Raw genomic sequence first — 16,654 nt, 5'->3', positions numbered from 1 at the left:
CATTTACCTATCAGCGTAGTAGTTATCTTTGATTGGTACTTTAGGGCATGAATCGTTACAGTTAATGAAAATTTATTGAGGGAGTTAGGCTTTGTCTGCTTATGATTTTGATCTGTTTGTAATTGGGGCTGGTTCGGGTGGTGTAAGAGCAGCGCGAATGGCGGCGTCTATGGGCGTGAAAGTAGCAGTAACCGAAGACCGTTATTTGGGCGGAACTTGCGTTAATGTTGGTTGCGTACCTAAAAAATTATTTGTTTATGCTTCTCATTACAAAGAAGAATTTAATGAAGCAACAGGCTTTGGCTGGAATGTTGGGGCTCGTAGTTTTGATTGGCCGACCCTGAGAGATCGTAAGAATGATGAGATTAGCCGCTTAAATGGTATTTATCGTAACCTGTTGGTTAACTCGGGCTGTGAGTTGCTTGAAGGGCGTGGCACGCTGGTGGATGAGCATACCGTTGCTGTTAATGGTAAGCAGTACACAGCAGAACGGATAATTGTTGCAACCGGTGGCTGGCCATTTGTGCCGGATATTAAGGGTAAAGAGCACATTATTAGCTCAAATGAAGTGTTTTTCTTAGAGGCCTTCCCTAAGCGCGCTGTAGTTGTTGGTGGGGGGTACATTGCTGTTGAGTTCGCAGGGATCTTTGCTGGTTTGGGTTCTGAAACCAGTTTGATCTACCGCGGCGACCTTTTTCTTAGAGGTTTTGATAGAGACTTGCGTGAGTTTGTTGCTCAAGAAGTAAGCAAGAAGCATGTAGATCTTAAGTTTAATAACAATATTGAATCGATAGAGAAGCAGGCAGATGGCAGTTTATTGCTCAAACTAACGGACGGCACCACTCACGAAACGGATTGCGTGCTGTATGCCACTGGGCGTGTTCCTAAGGTTGATAACCTCGGACTTGAAGCATTGGGTATAGAGCAGCAGAAGAATGGCGCTATCATCGTGAATGAGAGCTTTCAAACCAATGTGCCTTCGGTGTATGCGATTGGTGACGTCATTGATCGTGTTCAGTTGACGCCTGTAGCCCTTGCAGAAGGCATGGCATTGGTTCGACATCTTTATCAGGAGGGTAACCCTGCTGTTGATTATGACTTGATCCCAACAGCTGTTTTTTGTCAGCCTAATATTGGTACCGTTGGTTTGTCAGAAGAGCAAGCGCGTAACCAAGGTAAAGATATTGATGTATATCGTAGTGAGTTTCGTGCGATGAAGCATACGATGTCGGGTAGCGAAGAGCGTACCTTGATGAAAATGATTGTTGAGAAAAGTACCGATAAAGTGCTGGGTGTTCATATGGTGGGGCCTGATGCAGGGGAAATTATTCAAGGGCTGGCGGTTGCGCTTAAAGCAGGTGCTACTAAAGCGGTATTTGATAGCACCATTGGTATTCATCCAACAGCGGCTGAAGAGTTCGTTACTATGCGAGAGCCTGTAAAAGCTGATTAAAAAGCTACCCAATAAAGCTTTTTTGATAAACAAAAAAAGAGGCCAATGATTACTCATTAGCCTCTTTTTTATTACTAGCGAGGTGTTAGTTGCGATTTTGTAACGCAGCAATACGGTCATCTAGCGGTGGGTGGCTCGACATTAATGCCATAAAGCCCATTTTAGTGTGGCTGCTAATACCAAACGCTGTCATCTGGCTAGGTAGTTGATCTGCCATGCCTGATTCAACTTTAAGGCGTTGTAGAGCGCCAATCATTCCTGCGGTGCTGCCAAACTGCGCGCCAGCTTCATCTGCTCTAAACTCACGGCGACGTGAAAACCAGGCAACGATAACAGAGGCTGCAATCCCAAAAATGATCTCAGCGACAAACGTTGCGATATAAAACCCGATACCTACTCCGCTAGAATCACTGCCTCTGCGCAGCATGGAATCAACGAAGTAGCCAACAATACGTGCAAAAAACATAACGAAAGTGTTCACAATACCTTGGATCAGCGTCAGCGTAACCATGTCTCCATTGGCTACATGACCAATTTCGTGTGCCATGACTGCACGTGCTTCTTCTGGGCGAAAGCGCTGCAATAAGCCGCTGCTCACTGCGACGAGTGCATTATTTTTATTCCAGCCAGTGGCAAAGGCGTTTGCTTGGTCAGAATGAAATATCCCTACTTCAGGCATACCAATTCCGGCTTTTTGAGCAAGTTCGGCTACTGTATCTACAAGCCACTTTTCTTCTTGGGTTCTTGGTTGTTCAATGATTTGAGTGCCAGTCGATCTTTTTGCCATCCACTTTGAGATGAAAAGGGAGAAAAATGAGCCGATAAAACCAAAGACAGCACAGAAAATCAGTAGCGATGTAAGATTTAGCCCAGTGCCTGACAGGTAGTGTTCCACGCCCAGCAAGTTGAGTGTCACACTTGCGACCAAGATGACAGCTAGGTTGGTCAGAAGAAAGAGAATGATTCGCATGATTTATATTTTCCCAAAAAATTATATATCGCTTAGATATAGGCTTTTCATAAAAGTTTCAACCCCTTTGTTATGACAACTCGTATATTTTCTGGTCGGCTTGTTGTTAAGGATTTATAATCTTGAAGATTAACTAAGGAGGTTAAGTGGCTGATATTTATAGTTGGATGCATGAGCAGTTAGTGGTTGCCGGGAAAGAGTGTCGTCGTTTATTGCACGGTCGCGGCGGATGTTTTCCTGGGTATGAAGCAGTTGTTGTCGATTGGTTTGCTCCAGTTGTTATCATTCGTTTGTATGCTGATGTTCCTTCACCACTATTGGATGCGTTAAAAGCATATTTCAAGAGCGAACCATTGGTTACTGCTTTGCTAGTACAGCAGCGTGGCCGTGGGCGAGATACTGAGCATGAGGTTATATATGGTGATGTAGCCGATATGCTGGTGGCGCAAGAGTCGGGCTTAAAATATGAAATCAGGCCGACCCAGTTTCAAAATAGCGGTTTATTTCTTGATATGCGCAATGGGCGTGATTGGGTACGTGAGCATGCCAATGGGATGAATGTACTGAACCTCTTTTCGTTTACCTGTGCGTTTTCAGTTGCAGCGATTGAAGGTGGGGCGAGCCAAGTGGTTAACGTGGATATGAGTAAGCGCGGTTTGAGTATCGGGCGAGCTAATCATCAGCTTAATGAACATGATTTGTCGTCGGTTAAATTCATGCCTTACGATATGCTGAAGTCTTGGGGACGAATTAGACGCCCAGGGCCTTACGACCTGATTATTATCGACCCGCCGAGTTTTCAGCCGGGCAGTTTTGTTGCTGAAAATGATTATCGAAAAGTTTTGAGGCGCTTGCCAGAATTAGCGTCATCTCATTCGAAGGTGTTAGCTTGTCATAATGATCCGGCTCACAATCAGTGTTTTGTTAGAGAGCTAATGGCTCAAGAGTGTCCTGAGTTTGCTTTTGTTGAATTATTAGCATCGCAGCAAGATTTTCCTGATATCGAGTCTGAACGCGGTGTCAAAGCAATGGTGTTTCAGCATGGCGATTAAAGTGCCAGTCATCTGTATTGATATTGAAGCTAGTGGATTAGGCCCTCTCTCTTATCCAATTGAAGTTGCATGGAAATGCGGGCTAACCGGTGCAAGTGACCTGTTTTTGATTAATCCAGATACCGGCTATAACTGGACGCAGTGGGATCTGTCAGCAGCAGATATCCATGGCATAACAATGGATGAGCTATTACATAAAGGGATATCGGTTAATGAAGCTTGTGAGCGACTTAATCAAATGCTGGATGGCAAGATGGTTACGAGTGATGCGTTAGATTTCGATTTCTTTTGGATGCGCCGCTTGTTTGAATCGGCCATGATGAAACCGACTTTCAAAATGCAAGGTATTGATAGCGTCTTAGAGGGAGGGCAGTTAATTCAATATCGCTTGATTGCAAGCGCTCAAGTGAGAAAGCATCGTGCTATGGATGATGTTAATGATCTATTTACGTGCCTTGCTGCTTGTCAAAAGAGCTCGTAGAAAGAACGAGGGGATAGCGACCTATCCCCATCGAAGGTTTGCCAATTAGTCAGCGAGGCCGTCTAATCCCGATTCTAATGTCAGTGCTTCGGCGAGCTGATTGATGGTATCAGGTGAGACGCCGGCCAATGTGGCTACATCTGTCGGATATGACTCTTTAACACTTTCTTCGTCACGCGCTTCTTGAACAGAAGCGTTGATATAACACGCTAAATTTAATACGGCGGCAAGAGGCGATGGACTCTCGTGTGCGGTAGGGTTTTTGTGCTGTGCAACTGCAACCCCCAAGTCTGCAGGAAAGCTCCACATATCTAGTAACGCTTTACCCGCTTCTTGAGTAGTAAAGCCAAGGCGTTCAATTTCAGCAGCGCTGCGACTTACGTTTGATTCTTCAATGAGCGTTTGTATTGCTTTAGCGCGGTTTGGTTGGGCCAAATGAAGTAATAAGCGCCCGATGTTATGAATGATACCTGTTGTAAAAGCGATGTCAGGATCTACGTTGTCTGTTTTTGCAGCAAACCATTTTGCAAGTGTGGCAACGCGAAATGATTCAGACCAAAACTTTTTAATGTCTAACCCTTCTACTTCAGCAACAGAGTTTGAAAAACCAGAAGCAATTACTAATGTTTTCAGACGGCCCATACCGAGCATTACGGTTGCCTCATCTATAGAAGAGACCTTACGTGATAAGCCAAAATGTGCAGAGTTTACTAAGCGCAAGATTTTTAGCGAGAGGGTTTGATCTTCGCTGACTTTTTGGGAGATTTCAGAGTAGTTGGCATTTGGGTCATTGAGTGCCTGTATTAGCTGTCTGACGACTTCTGGTACGTTGGGTAACTTGTTGGTCTGATTAAGAAGATCTTTAATTTCCATGGCTTCTCCTGCTATTCCGTATCGGTGATAAATATTCCTAATATTTAGCGTAGAGTAGGTTGCAGAATTAGCAAATAAAAAAGGCTGCATTTCAGCAGCCTTTTAAAAAAGATATTAGAAAGTTATAGGTTTAAAACATGCTCTTCGATTTTGCTACGCAATTCATCATATTGTCCCATCTCTTCTGGTAAGAAATAGAGTTTGTAGTAGCTTCTCTCAACTAGGCTGCCTTTATTGCCCTTGATGTTTTCTTTCATCGTTGAGTAGGTGTAAGCCATGTGTAGATGAAGGACGCGTGTATGAGGTTGTACATCGAACTGATGGTTTTCGAGGTCGTAACGAGTTCTTTTTTCTTTAATGGTATAAAAAGAAACCTCAGCAACATGGTCAAGGTTAATCAGGAAGTTTGACGTTACAGGAACCCAATGCTGTTTTTCTAAACCATTGTGTTCCATGAAAATACCGCAATTTTTCTTAATCTTGATAAACATTGCTACACCTAGAAAATGTTATTAACAGAAAAGAATGTTATGTCACTTTGATGACGAATTTATGACAAACATTAGCGTGAGTTTGTGCGCTACACAACCGCAGTTTATAAAAAAAGCGGCTCTTGCGCCGCTTTTATTATGTTTATTGCTCGTAAGTTTTAAGAAAGGTGCCAATACGCGTTATGGCATCTTCTAGCTCGTCTATGCGAGGTAAAAATACAATTCTAAAGTGTTGTGTGTCTGGCATGTTAAACCCGCTACCTTGCACAATAAGAACCTTTTGTTGCTGTAGTAGATCTAAGGCCATTTTCTCATCGTTTTTGATAAGATACACATTAGGGTCCAGTTTTGCGAATAGGTAGAGGGCGCCCTTGGGTTTTACACAAGAAACCCCCGGTATATCATTAAGCATTTTCCATGCAAGGTCGCGCTGCTCATAAAGGCGGCCTTCAGGTACGATCAGCTCATTAATACTTTGGTATCCACCAAGCGCGGTCTGTATTGCGTGTTGAGAGGGGACATTTGCACATAGGCGCATATTGCTGAGCATGTCTAGCCCTTCAATATAGTCGCGTGCGCGATGCTTTGGTCCGCTAACAATTACCCAGCCAGAGCGAAAACCAGCAGCTCTGTATGTTTTGGATAGGCCATTAAATGTTAGGCAAAGAATGTCGTCAGCGAGTGATGCAAGAGAAACGTGTTTAGCTTCGTCATAGATGATCTTGTCATAAATTTCGTCGGCAAAAATAATTAGATTATGTTCTCTAGCGAGCTCCATAATCTGCATTAACACGGCTTTTGGGTAAACAGCACCGGTCGGGTTGTTGGGGTTTATAACGACTATCCCGCGGGTGTTTTTTGTGATTTTGCTGCGCATGTCATCAATATCAGGAATCCATCCAGATTCCTCATCACAGATGTAATGTACTGGGTTCCCACCAGCAAGACTCACAGCCGCTGTCCATAGAGGGTAGTCTGGTGATGGGATGAGCATTTCGTCAGTATCATTCAGTAAGCCTTGCATTGACATGACAATGAGCTCAGAAACACCATTACCTATATAAATATCCTCAACAGTCACGTTGGTGATCTGCTGTCTTTGACATTCTTGCATGATGGCTTTACGGGCGGCGAACAAACCTTTTGAGTCACAATACCCTTGAGATGCAGGTAAATTGCGGATTACATCCTGAACAATTTCTTCAGGTGCCTCAAAACCCCATGGTGCAGGGTTGCCGATATTGAGTTTGAAGATGCGGTTGCCTTCTTCCTCTAAACGTTTTGCTTCCTGGAGCACTGGCCCTCGGATATCGTAGCAAACGTTAATCAGCTTGTTCGATTTTCTGATAACTGGCATGTTAACAATCCCGTAGCTTATCGTGTCTGTTTTTGTACCGATAAGCGAATTTTAAATTATAAAAAGGTTGATAATCATACGCTTTTTTATATATGAAAAGAACAGCTGAGCGGCTTGCTAGGGTTTAATTAGGGATGTTTTTACGATGATTTATAAGTTAAGTAATTCAGTAGGCGAGTTAGATATTAAAGATGTGCTTAGAGCCCAAACAATATATAAAGACAAAGTGAGCAAGCCAGAAGAGCGGTGGTAAATGAAGAGGGCGGCATCAAAGTAGAAAGGTGTGAAAAGTTGTTCTTTTTTTTCGAGCTCTATAGTGCTTGCTGCATTGGAGCTGAGATATGCTTTAATTTACCTGTTTGCGTTATCGTGTCAATTCAGTGTTGTTAGAATTTTAAAGAAGAGTAAGAGTGAAAAAATTTCAGTGGTTATATGAGCATGCGTTGCAGCACAAGGGAGAATCTTTGGAGTCTCTACTGCCAAGCCCTATGTCAAATTCGGCATTAGCAAGCATTGATGATGATTTTATTTTCTCGACATTAACAAGGCGTGTCTTTCGTGCCGGTTTAAAGCATTCCTTAGTGGATAGTAAGTGGCCCGCGTTTGAGAAGGCGCTGTATGGCTTTAGCCCTTACAAAGTTGCTTTAATGAATGACGATCAATTAGAAAATCTAATGCAAAACGATCAAATCATAAGGCACTGGGGGAAGTTAAAGGCGACAAGGTTGAATGCAGTAATGATGCTGGAAATAGCTGAAAAGCACGGCAGTTGTGCTCAGTGGATAGCCGATTGGCCTGAAGATGACATTGTTGGTTTGTGGAGTGAGCTTAAGAAAAACGGCTCTCATTTGGGTGGTAACTCTGGTGCTTACTTTTTGCGCATGATAGGTAAAGATACCTTTGTGCTAACAGATGACGTGGTTGCCGCGTTAAAAGCGCAGGGGGTTGTCGATAAAAGGCCAACGGGTAAAAAAGATCTGTTGGCTGTACAAGAGGCTTTCAACGAATGGCACGCGGAATCGCAAAGGCCCCTGTGCCATATTAGCCGGCTGTTATCATTTACGGTGGGTTGGTAGCGGGTATGTTGTTAGCGTGGAGTTAACTGGTTAAGAAATTCGCTCAGGTTTTCTGCTATTTTCTTCACAGGCTTTTTACCCGGATATTCTAGCCAAATGCTACCATCATCATTGAGTAGACTCAGCATGCCATCGTCGGGTTCGGTGCACGCAAAAAACAATGTTAGCGGTAGCTTTTTCTTCACTTTAACCATCGCGTGGCCAATTAGGTTTGCGCGCAAGCGTTCTATATCTTCTTCATTCCATACTTGTAAAAGTGTTAGGTCTCCGTCAGGTGCTGCTGCATCAAGGTGGTCCGACCATAAATAAGTGTAGTAAGCAATAATGTCGGGGTGGATGGTCGTTTCTAGTGCTTCCCCAAGGCGAGTAAATACATCACATGCAATGGTTTGTTTTCGTGGTTGCCACGAAACAATCTCTCCTTCTTGTGGAGATGAGGTGTTGTAGCAGTGTGAAGGCCATTCAGAATCGTACGTAATAGTGGGGGGCGTGTTGTCATGAAACGCCTGCCATGCGGTTACAAAATTGTCTAGGGCATCTGAAATTTGCATTGTTTATTGCGAAGCTCTTGTGGTCTCTATGCTATTGGCATTCACTTTAGTGCTTTTTGCTCTATGGGTACACTATTTATAGATGGTTTGGCATACCTTTTGATGTGTCTATTTTTGCAGTTCATGCTTGAAAGCCTTAGATTTTTTTAGATTGGGTGTTTTTTGAGCAAGCCTGGCTTCAAGGTCATGGTTGGTACGCACAGTGGTGGTTTCGTAATAAATGGCGTCACTTTTCCTTGATAGAGTCATTAGAATGCAAATGTTCCCTTTGTTTTAGCGGATGATAAAAATATATAGGTTTTTTTGCTGCAAACGTTTGACAATGCAGGGAAAGTATTTAAAATGCGCACCTCATTCAAGGGGTGTGTAACACTTCAGAATGAAAACGGAGTGGTAGTTCAGCTGGTTAGAATACCTGCCTGTCACGCAGGGGGTCGCGGGTTCGAGTCCCGTCCATTCCGCCACTAGTAAAGTCAAGGTGCTGATTTTATTAGGATAAAAATACAGCCAATAGATTGTGGGCGTGTAGCTCAGTTGGGAGAGCGTCGCCCTTACAAGGCGAATGTCGGGAGTTCGAACCTCTCCACGCCCACCATAATCTTTCAAGCTGACGCTTCTAGTCAGTTAGTGAAAATTTAACCTTCCTTTAGCTTTCTTATTTTCGTTTTGATATTTCAGTAATTACCTTAGTTTATTGATCTTATAACCTGTTTAAGTTCTTTTTATTACAATAAGATATGCCTAATTAATTTAACTATTTTTAGTTTGTCTATTAGGTGGCGATTATTGACCTTTTTGATGCCCATGCTCCGTTAGCTATCGAGCCTCTTGAGCTTTCCCTCTTTGTTGAAAAAAAGCTAAAGGTACTCATCGTTCGAGCTGACTTGGTTCATCCGCTCATCAGCGGAAATAAGTGGTTTAAGCTAAAATACAACCTCTTGGCTGCATGTAAGCAGAATGTCTCACGCGTTATAAGTTTCGGTGGTCCATACTCTAACCACATTCATGCATTGGCATGGTCTGCTCAGCAGCTAGGTATAAACGCTGTTGGGGTTATCCGCGGAGAAGAGGTGAGTAATCCGATGTTGGTGGATGCTCAAAAGTGGGGAATGCAGCTGCATTTTGTCGATCGTGCCAACTACCGAATGCGCCATGACACAATATGGCAAGATAAGTTAAAGCAAGATATAGGAAGTGGTGCGATTATCCCTGAAGGTGGTTCTAACGCATTGGCTGTTCAGGGTGTCGCTGAGCTGATGCGCGATATTCTAGCGCAACAACCGAGCCTTGATTACTTGTTATGTGCTTGTGGTACTGGCGGAACATTGGCCGGTTTGATTAGCGAAGCTCCAGCTAGTGTGAAGCTTGAAGGTTTTCCTGTGCTTAAAGGCGCTGGTTTTCTTCAGGATGACGTTCTGAAACTATTAAAGATCGCAGGTGTCGATACTCAGTGCTCTTGGTCGTTAGATCTTGATGCACACTACGGCGGATATGGGAAAATTAGTCAAGAGCACAAAGCGCATTGGCTGGCTATGGAAGAACAGTTTCAGATACTTTTTGATCCTGTTTATACCTCAAAGTTACTGCGCCGTTTTTTGGAAAAAGTAGAGCAGGATATGTTTCCCGTGGGTGCAACGGTAGCTTTATTGCACACGGGGGGGGCTGCAGGGGCGACGATCGATAGTGTAAGTGCTTGAAAACTTTTACTAAGCCGGTAATCATGTAAGTACTAATTCGACCTGTTCATATCAGTATAAAGGGTAACGAGATGGATCATTTTCGTAATATCGGCTTAATCGGTCGGTTGGGTAGTAAGCCTGTGATCGATACGCTTAAGCACTTGATGCGGTTTTTACAAGATCGAGGCTTGAATACGATTCTTGATGAGCGTAATGCTGAAATGATGCCGGGGCATGGACAGCAAATTTGTAAACAAAAAATGATGGGTGAGATTTGTGACTTAGTTATTGTTGTTGGTGGTGATGGTAGCCTATTAGGTGCGGCACGAGCATTGGCTCAATGTCATGTCCCTGTGTTGGGTGTTAATCGCGGTAACTTAGGATTTCTGACAGATATATCCCCTAACGAAATTGAAGAGAAGGTTTCTGAGGTTCTGGAAGGAAAATATACCGTAGAGAGTCGCTTTTTGTTAGATATGATTGTTAAGCGAGCGGGGGAGCCCATTGGGGAAGGGACGGCGCTAAATGATTGTGTTCTTCATCCAGGCAAAGCTACACGAATGATTCAATTTGAGTTGTATATTGAAGGGCAATTTGTTTACACGCAGAAATCTGATGGTTTGATTGTATCAACTCCCACAGGCTCTACTGCTTATGCGTTATCAGGTGGCGGTCCTATTATGCACCCTAAACTGGATGCTATTGTACTGGTACCAATGTTTCCGCATACATTGTCGAGTCGCCCTATTGTTGTTGATGGTAACAGTGAGCTGAAGTTAGTGATTAGTGAAGAAAACGAGACCTATCCTACAGTATCGTGTGACGGTCAAATCAACATCAGTTTAGCGCCTGGTGATGTGATCACTATCCATAAAAAGCCGCATAAACTTAAATTACTGCATCCCTTGAACTATGATTTCTACCGTACCTGCCGAGAAAAGCTGGGCTGGGGTACGAAGTTGGGGAGGTGATGTGAGTGTGAGACGTTTTGAGGGTTACGACCTGATAGGAGACATTCATGGCTGCGGTCTTAGCTTGCGGATGCTGCTTGCACGTCTAGGCTACAGTAAAAAGAATGGCATTTATTTTCATCCTCGTCGTCAGGTTATCTTTTTAGGCGATATTGTCGATCGTGGACCTCATATTCGTGAAGCGCTGCATATCGTGCGTGATATGGTTGATGCGGGGCATGCCCAAATAGTGATGGGCAATCATGAATATAATCTTCTCTGCTATTGTACGCCTAGCCGAACCCCGCAAAAGCAACCTTACCTTAGGGAGCATACGCAGCGGCATCGACGCATACTTCAAGAAACATTGCAGCAGCTAGACCCATATCCAGAGGATAAGCGAAGCTTCCTTGAGTGGATAAAAGAGATGCCATTGTTTCTTGAGCTGGATGATTTTCGGGTCATTCATGCATGTTGGCATCATGGGTTGATAGAACAGTTTAAATCTCAGTTGGGTGGAAACCGCATTAATGATGACTTCTTACATCGATCTGCTATTCCTGATACGTTTGAATGGGTTTTGATGGACCGTTTATTACGTGGTACGCATCTAAGGTTGCCCAATGATGAAGTAATGGTGAGCCGTGATGGTTTTAAGCGACGTTTTTTTAGAACTAAATTTTGGGCAGTTGAGCCTGAGCAGTTTATTGATGTTGTGTTTCAGCCTGATCCGTTGCCTGAGCATATAGCGAGAACTCAGTTGTCTGAAGGTAATCGCCAAGATCTTGTGCACTACGGTGAAAGTGAAAAGCCACTTTTCATTGGTCATTACTGGTGTGAAGGAGAGCCGCATCCGGTCAGCAGTAACATAGCGTGCCTTGATTACTCGGCGGTCAAGTACGGCAAGCTGGTTGCTTATCGATACGATTTTGAAGCTCAATTAAGCTCAGATAAATTTGTTTGGGTCGATGTGCGCGCCGAAATTAAAAAGCCTGATTAATAAGTGGTCATATAAGTAAAATATTTATGATAAAAGTGTTCGAAGTTACATTAAGCGATGATTTGCAAGAGTTTGCAGAGTTTCTTTGGCAGCACGAAATTCCTCATCGTATTCTTGAAGATGACGAGAGTCAGTCACTTTGGGTTCCTCGACACGTTAATGTCGAGCGGGTTCGGTTTATCTATGAGCAGTGGCGTAATGGCGGTGATTTATCAAGCATTAAAGTGAAGAGACCGTTGCGGCAACGCCTTAATCCTTTATCTTTTCCTCTGACCATTGGTTTGTTGATTTTGAGCGCTGTAATAACTTTTGGAATAGGGTTTGGTAATCAAAACAGCCTGATGCATTGGCTAACAATTACTGATTATCGCCTTGAAGGGCAGAATCTGATTTATACGCATTTGCTGGAGTCGCTTCGGTCATTTGAAATATGGCGTTTTGTTACGCCTATTTTTATGCACTTTAATTTGCCGCATATTTTATTTAATGCGTTGTGGATATGGGTTATAGGAAGGCGTATAGAGCAGTTGCAAGGTGCAAGGATATTTATTGTTGTCATCTTGTGGTCAGCTGTTGTTTCCAACATAGCGCAATTTTGGATTTCAGGGCCTTTGTTCGGTGGTCTGTCAGGCGTGGTGTTCGCGATTCTTGCCTACACATGGTTGTGGGATAAGAAAGCACGCGTTGCGTTTTTTGGTTTTCCGCCATCACTTATGATTTTTATGGTTTTTTGGTTAGTTATTGGTTACACCGGCCTATTAGAGGCCATTGGCTTTGGTTCAATAGCAAATACTGCTCACTTGGCAGGATTGATTGCAGGCTTGCTGGCTGTCCCTCTAATTCAGGGGATATTCAAGCGTGAAACTGAACTTTAAGAATTACAGCTTTTTACGAGGGTACTACTGTGAAATATGAAGAGCTTATCGCTAACATGACACCTGAAATTCATCAGTCACTTAAGCGTGCAATTGAGTTGGGTAAGTGGCCTACGGGGCAAAAGCTGTCAGCAGAGCAGCGTGAAACGTGTATGCGTGCTGTTATTGCTTATGATCAAAACCTGCCTGAAGAACAGCGTACAGGCTATATCGATCGCACTAAGAACAATGGTGCTAAGCATGGGTCTGATCCATTGGCAGCAGATGTTTTAAAAATCATTAATACTCATTAGTTAAGACGGTTACATGCAGATACTAGGTACCGGTGCATTAAGTAAAATGCACACAGAGCTGGCTGACAAAGTCGTATACTCGCTGATGCTGGGCGATAGTAAAATTGCTATGAATCAGTTATTAGAAAAGAAGGTCCACATACGTTCTTTAGGAGAGATTAACTGCCTAAATTGTGGTAAAAAAACTAAGAAGAGCTTTAGCCAGGGCTTCTGTTACCCTTGCTTTAAACGTTTGCCGCAATGTGATGTTTGTATTATGAGTCCTGAAAAGTGCCATTTTCAGGAGGGTACATGCCGAGATTCCGATTGGGGTGAGCGTAATTGCTTTGTTCCACACACGGTTTACCTTGCGAACTCTTCAGGGGTAAAAGTTGGTATTACAAGAGGAACACAGGTCCCTACACGTTGGATTGACCAAGGTGCAATTCAAGCCTTACCTATTTTCAATGTACAGACGCGTCTTCAGTCTGGTTTGGTTGAGCGTATTTATGGCAAGCATATTTCTGACCGTACCAACTGGAGAGCAATGCTAAAAGGCGAAGTTGCTGTGCTCGACCTTGAGTTGAAACGTGATGAAATGCTAGAGCAGTGTATGGCTGAGATTACAGCATTACAGGATGTTCATGGAATACAGGCTATTCAGCCTTTACATGACAGCAAGGTGCTCGCCATTGAGTATCCAGTTATCCAATATCCAACGAAAGTAGTGTCACATAATTTGGATAAAACGCCTGATGTTGAAGGGGTGTTGCTTGGTATTAAAGGACAGTACCTGATTTTGGATACTGGTGTAATTAATTTACGTAAATTTACGTCCTATCAGATAGAACTTAGCTCAGAATAGTAAGCTTAGTTTTTGAGAGTGTTTATATGACCCAACAGCCTGAAGTTATCTACCTGAAAGATTATAAAGTTCCCGTGTTTCTGATAGATCATACAGAGTTACGTTTTGAACTTAAGCCTGACAAAACCTTAGTTAAAGCGCGCTTAAAAATGCGCCGTAACCCCGAATCACAGGATGTGACGCGTGAACTGGTATTGCAGGGAGATAAGTCATTATTGCTTTGTCGAATCTCTGTTGACGAGCATGTTCTGAATGAAAGTGATTTTCAACGCAATGAGCAGGGCTTAGTTGTTTCAGGTGTTCCAGATCAATTTTTACTAGAAACGGTAACAGAGATTCATCCTGATCAAAATACAGCGCTTGAGGGCTTGTACCGGTCTGATGGTGTGTACTGTACCCAATGTGAGGCCGAAGGCTTTAGGCGTATCACATTTTATCTTGATCGGCCTGATGTTATGTCTGTTTTTTCAACCACGATTGAAGCAGATAAAGATGCTTACCCCGTTTTGCTCTCTAATGGAAACCCTGTAGCTGAAGGTGAAGCAGATGAAGGGCGTCACTGGATAACATGGGAAGACCCACACCCAAAACCTGCATATTTGTTTGCCTTGGTTGCCGGTGATTTGAAGCTTATTGAAGATCAGTACCAAACGCTCAGTGGACGTGATGTAGCACTACGCATTTATGCGGCGGATAAAGATTTAGATAAGCTTGATTACGCAATGCAGTCACTAATCAATGCAATGCGTTGGGATGAGCAGGTATACGGTCGTGAGTATGACCTAGATATCTATATGATTGTTGCCGTCGACTTTTTCAATATGGGAGCGATGGAAAATAAAGGTTTAAACGTTTTTAATACCTCCTGTGTGCTTGCCAGCCCTGAAACCACCACGGATCTAGGTTTTCAGCGTGTTGAAGGTGTCGTCGCTCATGAGTATTTTCATAACTGGTCTGGTAACCGTGTAACTTGCCGTGACTGGTTTCAGCTGAGCTTGAAAGAAGGTTTTACCGTTTTTCGTGATGCAGAATTTTCTGCAGATATGAATTCACGGACAGTAAAACGAGTAGAAGATGTGGCGCTACTACGCACTGCTCAATTTGCTGAGGATGCAGGTCCTATGGCCCATCCAATTTTACCCGCATCGTTTATCGAAATCTCTAACTTTTACACCATGACAATCTATGAAAAAGGTGCTGAAGTTGTTCGAATGATTCATACGTTGTTGGGAGCTGATGCTTTTCGTAAAGGAAGCGATCTGTACTTTGACCGGCATGATGGGCAGGCGGTCACAACAGAAGACTTTGTGAAGGCAATGGAAGATGCTTCGGGGAAGAGCTTGGTGCAGTTCAGGCATTGGTATAATCAAGCTGGAACCCCGGTACTGAATATCACAGATGCATTTGATAGCGAGACTAAAACTTATAAATTAACTATTTCTCAATCTTGCCCGGCGACGCCCGGTCAAGAGGTTAAGCAGCCTTATCATATACCTATAGCGATTGGGCTCTTGGATAGTCAGGGTGGTGACTTGGTATTACCAAATGGGGAGACAACACAAGTATTAGAGTTGCACCATGCTGAGCAGACATTTGAGTTTGGTGGTATTCATGAGAAGCCGGTTCCCTCATTGTTGCGCGGCTTTTCGGCACCGGTTAAATTAAATTACCCTTATTCGCGGGATAATTTAACGTTTTTGATGAGTCATGATAGTGATGGCTTTAGTCGTTGGGAAGCAGCACAAAAATTAGGCGTTGATATCCTTCAATCATTGGTCGCAGACCTTGGGCAAGGCAAAGAGCTTCAGCTGGGTTTGCTGCTGGGGGACGCTTTTAAGGTTGTTTTAGATAATAAAGACTTAGACAAGGCAATGGTAGCTAAAGTGCTGACCTTGCCCTCTGAAGCCTATTTAAGCGAGCTAGCTGATGTTATTGACGTAGATGCTATTCACGAAGCGCGTCAGTTTGTGCGTCAGCATTTGGCTAACCAGCTCGAAACTGAGTTTTATTCTACCTATAAAGTTTGCACGTCAACTGATGCCTATTCTCCCAGTGCGGATAGCATTGCCCGGCGCTCATTGCGTAATACTTGTTTGAGCTATTTGATGGCGACAGGGAAGCAGGAATATCTTGAATTAGCATTGGTTCAATTCCATGAGGCCGATAATATGACGGATAGTCAGGCGGCATTAAGCCTTGTGGTTCATTCTAACTTTGTGAAAGCGGGTGAAGTGATACTTGATCAATTCTATCAGCGTTGGATTGACCAGCCGCTGGTGGTTAACCAATGGCTGTCTGTGCAAGCGTCTAACCCTCAGAGAGGAGCGCTTGTTCAAGTTGAAAATTTAATGAAGCATGAGGCATTTAACCTACAAAACCCTAATAAGGTACGTAGTTTAATCGCAAGCTTTTGTTCATTAAACCCAGTTAACTTTCATGCGATTGATGGTAGTGGTTACCGTTTTCTTGCTGAGCAGGTTATTACACTCAATAGTCTAAACCCTCAAATTGCTTCTCGGTTAGTCACTCCACTTACGCGTTGGAAGCGCTATAATCTTGATAGGCAGGATATTATGCGAAAGCAGCTACAAAGAATTATGGATAGTGGAGAGTTATCTAGAGATGTATTCGAGGTTGTGAGTAAAAGCTTAGCGTGATAGAACTAATCGAGTGGTTTGTGAGTCATACACATCACTCATTCAAAAATAA

The 16,654-nt window shown here is 43.3% G+C and carries 16 protein-coding genes and 2 tRNA genes; 13 read left to right on the top strand and 5 right to left on the bottom strand.

Features of this window, described 5'->3' with window-relative positions; translation table 11 throughout:
• Positions 1–91: 91 nt before the first annotated feature.
• The gene (gene gorA / locus NEJAP_RS11445; protein ID WP_201347369.1) at positions 92–1,453 is read left to right on the top strand and encodes a glutathione-disulfide reductase; all 1,362 of its coding nucleotides are present in this window, start codon (positions 92–94) and stop codon (positions 1,451–1,453) included.
• A gap of 85 nt (positions 1,454–1,538) precedes the next feature.
• Here the strand turns inward: gorA and htpX are convergent, their stop codons facing one another.
• Positions 1,539–2,426, bottom strand: a complete 888-nt coding sequence (gene htpX / locus NEJAP_RS11440) for a protease HtpX (protein ID WP_201350592.1) — start codon at positions 2,424–2,426, stop codon at positions 1,539–1,541.
• 143 nt (positions 2,427–2,569) lie between these two features.
• Between htpX and NEJAP_RS11435 the strand changes: the two genes are divergently transcribed.
• Positions 2,570–3,475, top strand: a complete 906-nt coding sequence (locus tag NEJAP_RS11435; RefSeq protein WP_236590907.1) for a class I SAM-dependent methyltransferase — start codon at positions 2,570–2,572, stop codon at positions 3,473–3,475.
• Positions 3,465–3,956, top strand: coding sequence for a hypothetical protein (locus NEJAP_RS11430; protein ID WP_236590906.1), 492 nt, complete (start codon positions 3,465–3,467; stop codon positions 3,954–3,956). Before NEJAP_RS11435 ends, NEJAP_RS11430 begins: the two co-directional genes overlap by 11 nt.
• Before the next feature lie 45 nt (positions 3,957–4,001).
• On the opposite strand, the gene NEJAP_RS11425 is transcribed toward NEJAP_RS11430, so the two are convergent.
• The 3 genes from NEJAP_RS11425 to NEJAP_RS11415 form a co-directional block, all read right to left on the bottom strand.
• Complete coding sequence (locus tag NEJAP_RS11425; RefSeq protein ID WP_201347368.1) at positions 4,002–4,829, bottom strand: HDOD domain-containing protein; 828 nt, start codon at positions 4,827–4,829, stop codon at positions 4,002–4,004.
• 122 nt (positions 4,830–4,951) lie between these two features.
• Positions 4,952–5,320 carry a hypothetical protein gene (locus NEJAP_RS11420; RefSeq protein ID WP_201347367.1) on the bottom strand — a complete coding sequence of 123 codons (369 nt, stop codon included), beginning with the start codon at positions 5,318–5,320 and terminating at the stop codon, positions 4,952–4,954.
• A gap of 142 nt (positions 5,321–5,462) precedes the next feature.
• Positions 5,463–6,677: a pyridoxal phosphate-dependent aminotransferase gene (locus NEJAP_RS11415; protein ID WP_201347366.1), complete on the bottom strand. Its 1,215-nt coding sequence runs from the start codon at positions 6,675–6,677 to the stop codon at positions 5,463–5,465.
• A gap of 410 nt (positions 6,678–7,087) precedes the next feature.
• Here NEJAP_RS11415 and NEJAP_RS11410 point away from each other — a divergent pair, with 410 nt between their 5' ends.
• Positions 7,088–7,753 (top strand): DNA-3-methyladenine glycosylase I, encoded by a 666-nt coding sequence (locus tag NEJAP_RS11410; protein WP_201347365.1) that lies wholly within the window; start codon positions 7,088–7,090, stop codon positions 7,751–7,753.
• An 11-nt stretch (positions 7,754–7,764) separates the two neighbouring features.
• Here the strand turns inward: NEJAP_RS11410 and syd are convergent, their stop codons facing one another.
• Positions 7,765–8,304 carry a SecY-interacting protein gene (gene syd, locus NEJAP_RS11405; protein WP_201347364.1) on the bottom strand — a complete coding sequence of 180 codons (540 nt, stop codon included), beginning with the start codon at positions 8,302–8,304 and terminating at the stop codon, positions 7,765–7,767.
• A gap of 387 nt (positions 8,305–8,691) precedes the next feature.
• Between syd and NEJAP_RS11400 the strand changes: the two genes are divergently transcribed.
• The 9 genes from NEJAP_RS11400 (at position 8,692) to pepN (ending at position 16,602) form a co-directional block, all read left to right on the top strand.
• Positions 8,692–8,768 (top strand) — tRNA-Asp (locus tag NEJAP_RS11400).
• 55 nt (positions 8,769–8,823) lie between these two features.
• Positions 8,824–8,899: transfer RNA gene (locus NEJAP_RS11395), tRNA-Val, on the top strand.
• A 181-nt stretch (positions 8,900–9,080) separates the two neighbouring features.
• The gene (locus NEJAP_RS11390; RefSeq protein ID WP_236590905.1) at positions 9,081–10,001 is read left to right on the top strand and encodes a 1-aminocyclopropane-1-carboxylate deaminase/D-cysteine desulfhydrase; all 921 of its coding nucleotides are present in this window, start codon (positions 9,081–9,083) and stop codon (positions 9,999–10,001) included.
• Between the two features lie 71 nt (positions 10,002–10,072).
• Positions 10,073–10,954 carry an NAD(+) kinase gene (locus NEJAP_RS11385; RefSeq protein ID WP_201347363.1) on the top strand — a complete coding sequence of 294 codons (882 nt, stop codon included), beginning with the start codon at positions 10,073–10,075 and terminating at the stop codon, positions 10,952–10,954.
• A gap of 7 nt (positions 10,955–10,961) precedes the next feature.
• Entirely contained in the window at positions 10,962–11,933 is a 972-nt protein-coding gene (locus NEJAP_RS11380) for a metallophosphoesterase (protein ID WP_236590904.1), read from the top strand.
• Between the two features lie 26 nt (positions 11,934–11,959).
• A complete protein-coding gene (locus NEJAP_RS11375; protein ID WP_201347361.1) occupies positions 11,960–12,808 on the top strand; it encodes a rhomboid family intramembrane serine protease in 849 nt (282 codons plus the stop codon).
• 29 nt (positions 12,809–12,837) lie between these two features.
• A complete protein-coding gene (locus tag NEJAP_RS11370; protein WP_201347360.1) occupies positions 12,838–13,101 on the top strand; it encodes a YeaC family protein in 264 nt (87 codons plus the stop codon).
• A 13-nt stretch (positions 13,102–13,114) separates the two neighbouring features.
• Complete coding sequence (locus NEJAP_RS11365; protein ID WP_201347359.1) at positions 13,115–13,945, top strand: DUF2797 domain-containing protein; 831 nt, start codon at positions 13,115–13,117, stop codon at positions 13,943–13,945.
• Positions 13,946–13,971: 26 nt separating this feature from the next.
• A complete protein-coding gene (gene pepN / locus NEJAP_RS11360) occupies positions 13,972–16,602 on the top strand; it encodes an aminopeptidase N (protein WP_201347358.1) in 2,631 nt (876 codons plus the stop codon).
• The last annotated feature ends 52 nt before the right edge of the window (positions 16,603–16,654 follow it).

It is taken from the genome of Neptunomonas japonica JAMM 1380 (assembly GCF_016592555.1).
Taxonomy (GTDB): domain Bacteria; phylum Pseudomonadota; class Gammaproteobacteria; order Pseudomonadales; family Balneatricaceae; genus Neptunomonas; species Neptunomonas japonica_A.
This window is presented reverse-complemented; position numbering and strand designations above follow the sequence as displayed.